16 protein-coding genes and 1 riboswitch are annotated in these 11,463 nt (G+C 41.8%); of the genes, 9 read left to right on the plus strand and 7 right to left on the minus strand.

What is annotated here, in order from left to right; translation table 11 throughout:
* Window positions 1-250, plus strand: a 250-nt coding sequence (locus H150_RS14510; protein WP_019959489.1) for a Tn3 family transposase, incomplete at its 5' end; no start/stop codon positions are given.
* A gap of 131 nt (window positions 251-381) precedes the next feature.
* Here H150_RS14510 and thiC read toward each other — a convergent pair.
* The 3 genes from thiC to H150_RS0113000 all read right to left on the minus strand — a co-directional run bounded on the left by thiC (window position 382) and on the right by H150_RS0113000 (window position 3,513).
* Complete coding sequence (gene thiC / locus H150_RS14515) at window positions 382-2,184, minus strand: phosphomethylpyrimidine synthase ThiC (RefSeq protein ID WP_081619597.1); 1,803 nt, start codon at window positions 2,182-2,184, stop codon at window positions 382-384.
* Window positions 2,185-2,288: 104 nt separating this feature from the next.
* A riboswitch (TPP riboswitch) is annotated at window positions 2,289-2,397 on the minus strand.
* 89 nt (window positions 2,398-2,486) lie between these two features.
* A complete protein-coding gene (locus H150_RS14520; protein WP_019959491.1) occupies window positions 2,487-2,936 on the minus strand; it encodes a hypothetical protein in 450 nt (149 codons plus the stop codon).
* Window positions 2,929-3,513 (minus strand): class I SAM-dependent methyltransferase, encoded by a 585-nt coding sequence (locus H150_RS0113000; RefSeq protein ID WP_019959492.1) that lies wholly within the window; start codon window positions 3,511-3,513, stop codon window positions 2,929-2,931. Before H150_RS0113000 ends, H150_RS14520 begins: the two co-directional genes overlap by 8 nt.
* Before the next feature lie 216 nt (window positions 3,514-3,729).
* Between H150_RS0113000 and H150_RS0113005 the strand changes: the two genes are divergently transcribed.
* The 4 genes from H150_RS0113005 (at window position 3,730) to H150_RS0113020 (ending at window position 5,692) form a co-directional block, all read left to right on the plus strand.
* Entirely contained in the window at window positions 3,730-4,845 is a 1,116-nt protein-coding gene (locus H150_RS0113005) for a Fic family protein (protein ID WP_019959493.1), read from the plus strand.
* 64 nt (window positions 4,846-4,909) lie between these two features.
* Window positions 4,910-5,041, plus strand: a complete 132-nt coding sequence (locus H150_RS15245; RefSeq protein WP_019959494.1) for a hypothetical protein — start codon at window positions 4,910-4,912, stop codon at window positions 5,039-5,041.
* Window positions 5,042-5,096: 55 nt separating this feature from the next.
* The gene (locus H150_RS0113015; RefSeq protein WP_019959495.1) at window positions 5,097-5,375 is read left to right on the plus strand and encodes a type II toxin-antitoxin system RelE/ParE family toxin; all 279 of its coding nucleotides are present in this window, start codon (window positions 5,097-5,099) and stop codon (window positions 5,373-5,375) included.
* Window positions 5,376-5,389: 14 nt separating this feature from the next.
* Window positions 5,390-5,692 (plus strand): HigA family addiction module antitoxin, encoded by a 303-nt coding sequence (locus H150_RS0113020; RefSeq protein WP_019959496.1) that lies wholly within the window; start codon window positions 5,390-5,392, stop codon window positions 5,690-5,692.
* A gap of 73 nt (window positions 5,693-5,765) precedes the next feature.
* On the opposite strand, the gene H150_RS0113025 is transcribed toward H150_RS0113020, so the two are convergent.
* A complete protein-coding gene (locus H150_RS0113025; protein ID WP_019959497.1) occupies window positions 5,766-6,368 on the minus strand; it encodes a recombinase family protein in 603 nt (200 codons plus the stop codon).
* A 282-nt stretch (window positions 6,369-6,650) separates the two neighbouring features.
* Here H150_RS0113025 and H150_RS0113030 point away from each other — a divergent pair, with 282 nt between their 5' ends.
* The 3 genes from H150_RS0113030 to H150_RS0113040 all read left to right on the plus strand — a co-directional run bounded on the left by H150_RS0113030 (window position 6,651) and on the right by H150_RS0113040 (window position 9,932).
* The gene (locus H150_RS0113030) at window positions 6,651-6,971 is read left to right on the plus strand and encodes a helix-turn-helix domain-containing protein (RefSeq protein ID WP_040755970.1); all 321 of its coding nucleotides are present in this window, start codon (window positions 6,651-6,653) and stop codon (window positions 6,969-6,971) included.
* Window positions 6,968-8,200, plus strand: coding sequence for a type II toxin-antitoxin system HipA family toxin (locus H150_RS14525; protein ID WP_019959499.1), 1,233 nt, complete (start codon window positions 6,968-6,970; stop codon window positions 8,198-8,200). The genes H150_RS0113030 and H150_RS14525 overlap by 4 nt, the downstream gene beginning before the upstream one ends.
* 328 nt (window positions 8,201-8,528) lie before the next feature.
* Complete coding sequence (locus H150_RS0113040; protein ID WP_019959500.1) at window positions 8,529-9,932, plus strand: DUF6880 family protein; 1,404 nt, start codon at window positions 8,529-8,531, stop codon at window positions 9,930-9,932.
* A 284-nt stretch (window positions 9,933-10,216) separates the two neighbouring features.
* Here H150_RS0113040 and H150_RS0113045 read toward each other — a convergent pair whose 3' ends face one another.
* From H150_RS0113045 to H150_RS15445, 3 genes are all read right to left on the minus strand, one after another.
* Window positions 10,217-10,519 carry a helix-turn-helix domain-containing protein gene (locus H150_RS0113045; RefSeq protein ID WP_019959501.1) on the minus strand — a complete coding sequence of 101 codons (303 nt, stop codon included), beginning with the start codon at window positions 10,517-10,519 and terminating at the stop codon, window positions 10,217-10,219.
* Between the two features lies 1 nt (window position 10,520).
* Window positions 10,521-10,868: a type II toxin-antitoxin system RelE/ParE family toxin gene (locus H150_RS0113050; RefSeq protein WP_019959502.1), complete on the minus strand. Its 348-nt coding sequence runs from the start codon at window positions 10,866-10,868 to the stop codon at window positions 10,521-10,523.
* 61 nt (window positions 10,869-10,929) lie between these two features.
* Window positions 10,930-11,220, minus strand: coding sequence for a helix-turn-helix domain-containing protein (locus H150_RS15445; protein WP_280520946.1), 291 nt, complete (start codon window positions 11,218-11,220; stop codon window positions 10,930-10,932).
* Between the two features lie 67 nt (window positions 11,221-11,287).
* Between H150_RS15445 and H150_RS0113060 the strand changes: the two genes are divergently transcribed.
* Window positions 11,288-11,463, plus strand: a 176-nt coding sequence (locus H150_RS0113060) for a helix-turn-helix domain-containing protein (RefSeq protein WP_211206689.1), incomplete at its 3' end; no start/stop codon positions are given.

Here is an 11,463-nt window from a genome sequence, read left to right on the forward strand (position 1 = left end):
TGAACAGCAATGCTACTGTGCTAGCGGCCTCAATCTAGTGACAGCCGCGATCGTGTTGTGGAACACCGTCTACCTAGAAAGGGCTGTGAATGCGTTACGCAGTCATGGACAAAATATCGATGATACTTTGCTGCAATACCTGTCCCCATTAGGCTGGGAACATATCAACCTAACCGGAGATTACCTCTGGCATAGCAACAAAATCGGAGTGGGCAAGTTTAGGCCGTTAAAGCAATTACCTAAGCCTTAACGTACTTTAAATTCCGTTTTCTGAAGTGACCCCTTAATGGGCCGGATCAGTAGAATCAAACATTCATCAATGGCGGCTTGCCGCCGTTGGCGGGGTGTGTGTGCAGCTTGGTTTACAGGCCGCTTGTTTGATTAAATCAAGTCTTCCAATTGGGCTGCGTATTCGCGCACGTTTTGGGAGATTTTCATCGAGCAAAATTTGGGTCCACACATAGAGCAATAATGTGACGTTTTTTGCGCTTGCTTCGGTAAGGTTTCATCGTGCATTTTGCGTGCCGTTTCCGGGTCTAGCGACAAATTGAATTGGTCTTCCCAACGGAATTCAAACCGCGCCTTGGACAAGGCATTGTCACGCACTTGCGCACCGGGGTGGCCTTTGGCCAAATCGGCGGCATGGGCGGCAATTTTGTAGGCCATCAAACCGTCTTTCACGTCTTGCTTATTCGGTAAACCCAAATGCTCTTTCGGGGTGACATAACACAACATGGCGGTGCCATACCAGGCGATGTTGGCAGCACCAATCGCACTGGTGATGTGGTCGTAACCGGGAGCGATGTCGGTGGTGAGTGGCCCCAAGGTGTAGAACGGCGCTTCAAAACAGGTGGCCAATTGCTCGTCCATATTGGCGCGTATCATGTGCAAAGGCACGTGGCCGGGGCCTTCTACCATCACTTGCACATCGTGTTGCCATGCACGTTGGGTCAATTCACCCAAGGTGCGCAACTCGCTGAATTGCGCCGCATCGTTGGCGTCTTGTAGGCAGCCGGGGCGCAAACCATCACCCAAGCTGAAGGCCACATCGTAAGTTTTCATGATGTCGCAAATGTCGTCGAAATGCTCGTACAAGAAGTTTTGCTTGCCATGCGACAAACACCACTGCGCCATGATGGAGCCACCGCGTGAGACAATGCCGGTTAAGCGTTTGGCGGTTAAGGGCACGTATTCCAACAACACGCCGGCGTGGATGGTGAAATAGTCCACGCCTTGTTCGGCCTGTTCAATCAAGGTGTCGCGGAACAATTCCCATGTCAAATCTTCGGCTACGCCATGTACTTTTTCCAAGGCTTGGTAAATCGGCACCGTGCCCACAGGCACAGGTGCGTTACGGATGATCCATTCGCGCGTTTCGTGGATGTTTTTGCCAGTAGACAAATCCATGATGGTATCGGCACCCCAACGCGTGGCCCACGTCATTTTCGCCACTTCTTCATCTATGGACGAGCCCAGTGCCGAATTGCCGATGTTGGCATTCACTTTCACCAAGAAGTTGCGCCCGATGATCATCGGTTCGGTTTCGGGGTGGTTGATGTTATTGGGGATGATGGCGCGACCGGCAGCCACTTCTTGGCGCACAAATTCTGGCGTGATGTCAGCAGGAATGAGCGCTCCCAAAGGCTGACCGGCATGTTGCTGCTGCAACACTGCATCGCGCACTTGGTAACGGTGCATGTTTTCACGGATGGCGATGAATTCCATCTCGGGGGTGATGATGCCTTGTTTGGCATAGTGCATTTGGGTGACGTTTTTACCGGCTTGGGCGCGACGCGGCAAACGCAAGTGTTCAAAGCGAATGTCGTCCAAGGCATTGTTGGCCAAGCGTTCGCGGCCGTAAGCCGACGATTGTGCATCCAATTGCTCGGTGTCGCCACGGGCGTCTATCCATGCAGCACGCAGTGCTGGCAAGCCTTGTTGCAAGTCTATGCTGACTTCGGGATCGGTGTAAGCGCCTGAAGTGTCGTAGACCAAGACAGGTTCGTTTTTGCCGCCGCCCAAATGTTCAGGTGTGTCGGCCAAATGAATGGCGCGCATGGGCACACGGACATTGGCTTGCGAAACGATGACATAGTGTTTCTGTGAGTTGGGGAAGGCGAATTGGTGGGAGGTGGTTTCCGTGGCCGCAGACAAGCACGGCGTGATGGTAATGTGTTGATTCATACACTTAGCCTTATGTAACGTGGTGAATGAATCAAGCTCACGCAACATCAAGACATGTGCAGACACACAAGGCGCATAAGCGGTCTGTAAACACATGAAATAAAGAAGCTGCGTCACTTGATTCCTACGCTGGTACTAACCAGATCAGGTTCAACGGCATCCGCATTTTTGATGCGATCTCAGCTTGCAACACAAGCACGCCGTCAAGTCGACAGGTGGCAGTGTAGGGGCTGGCGCGGCTTTTGTCCAGTTTCTCAGGCAGGTTCTGTCGCATTAAGAGCAATGCCTGCTAATATGGGCTTTCATCTTCCAAATAATGGTGACTGAAATGGGCATCGTTCAGCAATCGTTCCAACGCTGACCGTTTTCGATACGTCTTTAAGCAATTTGGACCAAACCATGTTGTTTCGGCGCAGTAAACCCAATGAAGTATATTGTTGTCTTAACTCAATCATGCGCTTGACGATGGCTGCTTGTTTGCCATTGTTTTGATTCAGTATCAGTTGTCTATCTTCAGTAAACACATAAGGTACGGTTTGTTTCCAATACAATTCCACAAACTTTTCGGCTATTTCATGGTATTGCAGAGTGAGACTGTCACCAGTGGACTGGCCTTTTTCAATTGCCAAACGACTGAGGCTGATGAGTAAAGCAAATTTGTAAGTGCTACTAAAGCTACTTGACTGTAAAAGGAGCTGAATGTTTTTCAAAAATTGCAGTTGCTCAGAGGCAGAGGGAATGGAATTAACCATGTTTTTTCCACAGTAAGTTGAGCCATTTTTCGCTGCGTTCAGGTCTTTGATCGATGCTTAACCATTGTTGCAACAATGCAATGTCTGGGTATTGCTGTAACAATGCCTCAGCTTGTGTTTCATTTAAGTCCGTAAACATCCGCCCATTGTGCTCTCGATCCTGATTGCCATATTTGAAGGACATGTATAATACTCCATTGGGCTTCAAAGCCTGAATCAGTTTCAGTACCACTTCGAATAAACGAGGGCGTTCACAATGCAATAAGGATGCACAAGCCCAAATGCCATCATAAACAGCATCCTCTTCTAAATCATAGAAGCTTTGATGCCTCACCTTGATGCCAGTAAGGGCTGAGGCATGTTTTACCAGTTCTTCTGAAGAATCGATTGCCTCAACTTGGTAACCAAGGCGTTTGAATGCCAATGTGTCTCTACCAGAACCACAACCAACATCCAAGATACGAGCGTTTTCAGATAAATTTGTCAAAAACGGCTCATACAAGCGTTCCATCTCCACCGCAAACGTGGTGGAGATGAATTCGTTAGCATGTTGGTTGTAATAATCGTCGGTGGTCATTGCGATAGGTGAATTGAATAAACCACTTCAGTCTACAAGAAAATATTGATGAATAGCCATTCAAAATGGTTTATTAATATTAGCTTGATACATTTATTTCATGTTGGAACATTTTCTTCTTTGTAAATGGGTGATCTATTTATTAAATATTTGGCTCATATTTTGAGCCGAATATGCGATATAATCGGCTCACTGTATTTGAAGAAAGCAATCAAAATGATCCAATGGATTTGGCAGTATCCCAACTGGCCAAACTTTACTTGGCATCAAGTTGATATCGCGCCCGAGCTTGTGAAAGCACATCGCTTGGTCGGTTATATCAATGGCCGCTATCAAGAAAGTCCAGATTTAGGCCAGCATGTGTTGGATGCCCTGTTAATCAACCTTTTATCCTCTTCAGCCATTGAAAATGAGCGCTTGAATGCGCAATCGGTGCGTTCTTCTTTGGCCAGACGTTTGGGTATCAGCGAAGACCAACCTTATCCTCACAACGAACGTTCTGAAGGTCTGGCTGACATCATGATGGATGTGTTGACTGAACCGAAGCGAGAGTTAAGTTTAGAACGTTTGTTGCAATGGCATTCGTGGTTATTCCCTACATTGGGTATTTTCAATGCTGATTTGAAAGTGGGTAGTTTAAGAGGTGATGAAATCATGCAAGTGGTTTCAGGCCGCTTGGATACGCCAACAGTACATTATGAGGCACCGCCTCGATTGGGTTTGGAACAGCGTTTGAATGAATTCATTAGTTGGTTTAATCAAAGTCATACTGATACCAGCTTGGATCCAATTATTCGAGCGGGCATGGTGCATTTGTGGTTTGTGACCTTACATCCATTTGAAGATGGGAATGGTCGTTTGACTCGCACATTAACTGATTTAGCTTTGACGCAAATGGATGCGCAAAGCATTCGTTTGTATGCCATGTCCGCCACCATTTTAGAACATCGGGCGGATTACTATCGTATCTTGGAGCAAACGCAGAAAAGTGGTTTGGATATCACACCATGGCTGATATGGTTTGTGGAACGCTTTATTGAAGCGTTAGAGCAAGTGCAAAACAAAATTGCCTTAACACAGCATAGAGCTTTATTTTGGCAAAAACATGCCATGCATTCATTACGCCCAGAACAAATCAAGGTATTGAATCGGTTATTAGAAGGTGGTCAGGATGACTTCCCTGAAGGCATCAGCGCATCGCAATATCAAAAAGTAAGCAAAGTCAGTAAAGCAACAGCCACTCGACATTTGGCTGAACTGCTAGACAATGGGTGTTTGACTAAAGCTGATGGTAGTGGGCGAAATACTCGCTATTTTATTAAGAGTGAATGATGGGGTATGTATCAAGCTTGTTTATTGGAGGACACGCCCTAATTCTCTTTGAAAGGTCAAAATCATGACAAAAAAGAGCATTCGCCGTCATTCAGATGAATTCAAACAAGAAATGTTTGATTTGGTGTTGAAACAAGGTTATTCAGTGGTAGATGCTGCTCAGGCAGTCGGTACTACCAGCATTAAAAAAACTTAAATATTTACTTAATGTATCGCCATGAGATACAATTAGTAAAAATTTGGGCATTCTCATGATTTTAAGTTTTAAGCATAAGGGTTTGGAAAAGTTCTTTACCACAGGAAGTAAAGCTGGCATACAAGCTTCACATGCACCTAAATTAGGCCGAATTTTGGCAAGATTGAACAGTACTAAGGAAGTAAATGACATGAATCTTCCTGGATGGGATTTACATCCTTTAGTCGGCAATCTCAAAGATCACTGGAGTGTCAAAGTAAATGGTAATTGGCGTGTCACTTTTAAGATTGAAAATGGCCATGCTGAAATTGTTGATTACCAAGATTATCACTGATAAGGAGTGTGATTATGCGTATGTATAACCCGCCTCATCCAGCAGAAGTCATCAAAGAAGACATTTTGCCTGAACTGGGCTTAAGCGTGACAGCAGCAGCCAAACAACTCGGTGTCAGTCGAGTGGCTCTTTCACGAGTAGTAAATGGCAAAGCAGCAATCAGTGCAGATATGGCTTTACGACTGCATCTTTGGTTGGGAGAGAATAGTCCGAGTGCTGAAAGTTGGTTACATCAACAAGCGGACTATGATTTATGGCTTGCTTCACAAAAAGGTTTACCAGACGTACAACCTGCATTATCTATTTTGTCGCATTAAACTATAGGCTTCAATGATTTACAATATTTAAGCCTATATTCATTATTATGTAACTTTGAAAAGCTTTGTAATATTACATGCTTTTAGCGACTCGATAGACCGTCGCAACACCACAATCAACAGCTTTGGCAATTTCCTCTTTGGTCATGTTATTGGCTGCCAATAGCTGCTTGATGCGGTTGTGCTTGGCCAAATTGGCTTTTTTACCGGTTGGTTTGTAACCAGAGCGTTGCAAACCTTGAATAATACGTTCTCGGCGTTTTTCATTGTCCAATCTTGCCATCGTAGCCAATAAATCAATCAGCATGTTGTTGATTAATTCTAAAAGTGATGTGGTAATGGTATCGTTGTGCTTATTAATCTGCATATGAGTGGTGGGCAAGTCTGACACGATAAGGCGCAAACCCTTGTCTTTGATTTGTTGCTTCAGAATTTCAAAGTCAGATTGCTGTAAACGAGACAAGCGATCAACGGATTCAATCATTAGAATATCACCAGGCAGGGATTCACTTAACAATTGATTTAAGATGGGACGATTGAGTTTGGTGCCACTTTCATTTTCAATGTAAGCGACATATTCAGAACCATAATTTTGGCTAAATTGAATTAAACCAGCCAATGCTCTTTGGGCATCTTGTTCTTTGGTTGAAGCACGGACATAAATACGAATGATCATGGTAATTTTTTATTATTAATACTAATTTAAATTAGTATAATGATAAATGTATCTTTTGGCTATAAAAATAAATTAAATGATAGCATTGCTATCATTTAATCAGATTTTCATTTGAGTATAGTCTAAAAATAGATGAGTTTTGATGACTGAGCTGTTGTTAGTGGTGCATAAGAGCAGTAGGGGGGGAAAACTGAAAATTAATAGGTAATATTATTTTAATTATTCGTATTAGACTATATAATATTTATTATTATATATAATATATCAATTATGAATAATTATATGAATATAAAAAGATTCGATTTCTACACCGCGCCAGAATTATGCCTTGAATTTGGCATGCGCTTGAAACAGCAACGTCTGTTGAAAAATCTGAGCCAAGATGAATTAGCCAGTAAAGCTGGCTTAGGCAACAGTACCATTCAGCGCTTTGAACAAGGTAAGGGTGGGACGTTTGAAAACTTCTTGCGCATTGTCATGGCATTAGGTTTGAGCCGTGAGTTGGAGTCATTATTGATGCCAGCGAAAAATTCCATTGAAGAAATCATTAATCTTCAAACCTCATCACAACGGCAACGTGCCTCTAGAAAAGGCAAAGCATGAAACATCTGAATGTTTATTATGATGGTTACGGTAAGCATCAATTGGTGGGACAATTGGCCATGGATGGGAGACAACCCGTGTTCCAGTATCATGCTCAATGGCTTCAAAATCCCTTGCCTTTATCCCCTCTTGAATTACCTGCAACGCTGAAGCTTTATTCTGGATACGAACCCAGCCAGTATGGCTTACCAGGATTGATTGCTGACAGTTTGCCCGATGGTTGGGGTATGTTGTTGATGGACCGATTCTTTAAAAAATACCAACAACGCCAACCTTATGATGTCAATATCTTGGAACGCTTGGCTTATATTGGTCAATCAGCAATTGGCGCTTTATCATTTGAACCAGAAGCAGACATAGCACAACAACAAGCTGAAATGGATTTGTTGGCATTAGCCCGTGAGAGCTTGGTGGTGATTGAGGATGAAGATACTGAAGCGCTGAAGAATTTGTTAATTATCGGAGGTTCACCACAAGGTGCACGCCCTAAAGCTTTAATCAAATTTGATTCTACCAACAACCGTGTCAGCACTTTACCTACTGCGGCAGGTGATGATTGGTTGGTCAAATTTCCAGCCCGTGGTGAAAACCAAAGTGTCTGTGCTGCTGAGCATGTATATGCACAACTGGCTAAGCAATGTGGTTTGAACATGCCTGACACACAGTTTTTTGATTTAGGCTCAGGATATGGTGCTTTTGGTGTGAAACGTTTTGACCGTGACAATGGGATGCGTATTCATGTTCACACTTTAGCAGGTTTATTGAACACTAACTTCCGTTTACCAACACTTAGTTATACGCAATTACTACGTTGTATCCGCGCCTTAACCCATTCAGAACTAGAAGTGATCCAAGGCTATCGTCAATGTGTGTTCAATGTGGTGTTTCATAACCGTGATGATCACAGCAAGAATTTTTCATTCATGATGGATTCAGTAGGAAATTGGGCATTGTCTCCAGCTTATGACCTGTCTTTCAATACAGGACTAAATGGCGAACACAATATGGATATTATGGGAGAAGGCAAAAACATTAAACTCAAACATTTATTAGATTTGGCCAAAAACAGTGACATTAAACTTGCAACCGCGAAAGGCATAATTGAGCATACTGTTTCGATAGCAAGCAATTTAAACCATGATTTGAGCCACTATCCAATTGATGCCGCATTGCGTGAGCATATTTGTCAACACGTCCAGAAAAATATCAACCGACTAAAATCTGAGTAATGACTAAAGCACATGATATGCTAACGAAATCATTAATGGCAGTTGTAATTGGTCATGATGAACCGACCATTAAAAATGGGAGGATTAGCTATCCATTCCTACCTTGTACCGTTGGGTATCTGCCTCGACTCGATTCTAACGTACTTTAAATTCCGTTTTCTGAGGTGACCCCAATTAGAACCAAATTGTTATTTTTGAAACAATTTATGTTTAAGGCTCTAGCGCATGAACGTATCTGACTTAAGATAGCAGAGCCAGTAAATATTGCAAGCTTCAGATTTCCATGTAGCTTGGGTCAATTCCAACAAATATTCATTTAAGTCATATTATGAGCAAAAAATTAACCAAAAAACAAATCGAGCAACTCAGTCAATTTACTGTCGATGAATTGTTGGGGGTAATACATGATCTATCTGAAAAATATGGGGAAATAAACCAATATTTGGCTATGAACTATTTGATGTCACCGGAAGAGAAGCTTAAAAATATCGAAAATGAATATAAGAGGCAATTCCGTAAGAAAGGAAATTATGAATATTGGAAGTCGCACGCATTTTTTTTAGATTTAGAAAATAAGACTGTTAGATCTTTGGATAGCCTGGCTTTGGGTTTGCCACTAGAAACAGTTAAGATCACCGAAAAAATGATTGGTGAGGCTGATGATTTATTTGAAAAATACGATACATCTTCTGGTAGCTGGCAAGATTACCTCTATGGATTGTTAAATGTATGGATTAAGGCGTTAGGGGCTGCCTATAAAAAAGACAATCAAGTGGACTTTGTTGGTCATTATCTTGAGGTTAAATCCAATTGTGATTACTACTTTCCCTCTGATTTATTACAGAATAATAAAGCGTTCGTGCCGCGAGAAGTTATCCAAAAAATTCGTGATACCTTAAAAGGCCATGATGATCAGGAAGCATTGGAAATCAGTTTTATTTTAAGAGATCAAGAATATCTTGCCCATTGTTATGAATCAAATCGATTTTTGCATAACGGTTTCTTCTGTTTTAAATATGCACAATTACTACTGGATGAGTTTAAAACAGAGGAAGCTGTTTTGGTCTTAGAAGAGCTTAAATCAACAGCGCTGCCCTATGATATCCAATTCAAAGTAGAACATCTTTTGGTAGATGCTTTATATGAAAATGGCGATAGGGAAAAAGCTTTAAATTTATGCAAAGAATATTTTAGTAAAAATTTGGATAGTGAATATTACCGAAAATTCATTAAATATCACTCTGATTTAAATGCTCTAGATACTGAATATTTCTATCAAAGAGTTTATGAAAGAGGTACCATTTCTTATTTGCGTTTTACAGCGAATATCGAGAATTGGTCAGCTTTTGAATCGTTCTTGATTGAAAAAATGGTCGATAATGATGATAAATGTTTCGAAAATATTTTTAACTTTCTTCAAGTGAGTACTGTCCGCAAATGGTCCACTACTTTGGCACAACAAGGTTATCCATTATCAGCTGTATTCTTGCGTCGTAAATTGGTTGAAGATAATCTAAAGCAGGCTAGAAGTGCTAACTATAAATATGCAGTATCAGATTTAAAAAAATCGTTGGATTTTATGGCGTATATATCAGAAGAGCATCAAAAGTTAATCCCTTCCACACTAGCATACATTACTGCTTTACATGAAAAACACCAACGAAAATATGCGTTTTGGAATGCTTGTGTGGATTTCATTCCTGAAGAGTTTACTAAATCAGGTTACATATAGGGAGGGTAATCATCTCATTTTTAATCGACAGAATTGAAATCCACCTATTATCAATCGGAGCTTGCCAGCTTCCATTGGAAAGCTACAAAAAATATCTATAAAAAACTAGGGTCTGTTGAACATTTGGATGGATAGGATAGAGGACGTTAAAATATTATCGCCAAACAACTTTTAATCGCCCTCTATCCATGCTTGGGTAATCCTCCCATTTTTAATGGGCAGAATTAGTAGAAACAAGCCTTCATCAATAGCGGATAGCTACCCTTAATGAAGGCTTTTCTTGCCTAAACATTAAATCCAATATGCTTACCGGTTGGAAGTTCAACATCGATACGAAGCTTTCCTCCCATTGCCTCAACATATTTTTTCATGGTGGAAATTTTAAGGTCATTACCACGATTTTCAATCGCCGAGAGTGACGGTTGTTTAATGCCTAAGGCTTCTGCTAATTGTTTTTGAGATATTTCTAGTTCTTCTCTAATAAGATAAAGTTGGTTTGCTAGCAAAAGCTCATCTGCCATTTCTTGAATACGGGCTTGGCTCTCTGGAGAGCGGCTAGCCAATAACTCGTCTAAGGTTTTAGCCATTTCAATGTTCTCCTAAAGTTGATAGATGACGTTCATACTCTTCATCGGCAATGGCAATCATCTCAATATAAAAACGTTTTTTACCGCTCTTATCGCCCACACACAGTACTATCGCTTGCCTTAGCGGATCAAAAGCAAAAAATGCTCTTAATGGTTTGCCTTTATGTTGAATGCGTAGTTCTTTCATATTAGTGAATTTAGAACCATATACAGTATCCACCAAAGGTCTTCCAAGACTCGGGCCTTGCTGTTGTAATACTACCAATCCAGCTAAAACTTTTTCTTGAGTTGACTCATCTTGCTCATCAAGCCATTCGTTAAACAGATTTGTCGTGATGACTGTCCACATAAAGCGACCAAATATAGATTACAATCTATATTGTAAACAATCATGGCCGTCTTAGCAAGCATTAATGATTTGACTTCAAATATGAATAAACCGTCATCCTAGTAACCCCAAATGCTTTTGCTACACTGGCTTTACTTTCTCCGGCTGCGACGCGTTGCTTCAATTGTTCCACTTGCTCGGAATTTAATTTAGGCGAACGGCCTTTGTATTTGCCTTTGGCTTTTGCCAAAGCAATTCCTTCTCGCTGGCGCTCACGAATTAACTCACGTTCAAACTCACCGATTGCCGCCAACATTGTCAGCATCATTTTACTAATGTTACCGGCAATGTAAAAATGACCCCCTAACGGCAATTTGAAATTGACCCCCTTGTTTTAAACTAGCGGCTTTACTTAGGGTCGCTTGATGTTAACTCAGGAGATGGTTGTGACCATTAAAGTACTTAGGAAACAAGGGATGTCAATCAAAGCCATTACCCGTGAAACAGGTTTGGCTCGCAACACGGTGCGGAAGTATTTGCAACCAGTCGAAACGACTGTCCGACAGCATTCTACCCGCCCCAGCAAATTGGATCCTTTTAAAGACTATATTCACAG

This window comes from Vitreoscilla stercoraria DSM 513, assembly GCF_000382305.1.
GTDB classification, from domain to species: Bacteria; Pseudomonadota; Gammaproteobacteria; order Burkholderiales; family Neisseriaceae; genus Vitreoscilla; species Vitreoscilla stercoraria.

What these genes read in the sequence shown, in the direction of transcription:
- thiC (WP_081619597.1), bottom strand. Translation starts at nt 2,184, where the DNA reads ATGAATCAACACATTACCATCACGCCGTGCTTGTCTGCGGCCACGGAA.
- H150_RS14520 (WP_019959491.1), bottom strand. Translation starts at nt 2,936, where the DNA reads ATGGTTAATTCCATTCCCTCTGCCTCTGAGCAACTGCAATTTTTGAAA.
- H150_RS0113000 (WP_019959492.1), bottom strand. Translation starts at nt 3,513, where the DNA reads ATGACCACCGACGATTATTACAACCAACATGCTAACGAATTCATCTCC.
- H150_RS0113005 (WP_019959493.1), top strand. Translation starts at nt 3,730, where the DNA reads ATGATCCAATGGATTTGGCAGTATCCCAACTGGCCAAACTTTACTTGG.
- H150_RS15245 (WP_019959494.1), top strand. Translation starts at nt 4,910, where the DNA reads ATGACAAAAAAGAGCATTCGCCGTCATTCAGATGAATTCAAACAAGAA.
- H150_RS0113015 (WP_019959495.1), top strand. Translation starts at nt 5,097, where the DNA reads ATGATTTTAAGTTTTAAGCATAAGGGTTTGGAAAAGTTCTTTACCACA.
- H150_RS0113020 (WP_019959496.1), top strand. Translation starts at nt 5,390, where the DNA reads ATGCGTATGTATAACCCGCCTCATCCAGCAGAAGTCATCAAAGAAGAC.
- H150_RS0113025 (WP_019959497.1), bottom strand. Translation starts at nt 6,368, where the DNA reads ATGATCATTCGTATTTATGTCCGTGCTTCAACCAAAGAACAAGATGCC.
- H150_RS0113030 (WP_040755970.1), top strand. Translation starts at nt 6,651, where the DNA reads ATGAATATAAAAAGATTCGATTTCTACACCGCGCCAGAATTATGCCTT.
- H150_RS14525 (WP_019959499.1), top strand. Translation starts at nt 6,968, where the DNA reads ATGAAACATCTGAATGTTTATTATGATGGTTACGGTAAGCATCAATTG.
- H150_RS0113040 (WP_019959500.1), top strand. Translation starts at nt 8,529, where the DNA reads ATGAGCAAAAAATTAACCAAAAAACAAATCGAGCAACTCAGTCAATTT.
- H150_RS0113045 (WP_019959501.1), bottom strand. Translation starts at nt 10,519, where the DNA reads ATGGCTAAAACCTTAGACGAGTTATTGGCTAGCCGCTCTCCAGAGAGC.
- H150_RS0113050 (WP_019959502.1), bottom strand. Translation starts at nt 10,868, where the DNA reads ATGTGGACAGTCATCACGACAAATCTGTTTAACGAATGGCTTGATGAG.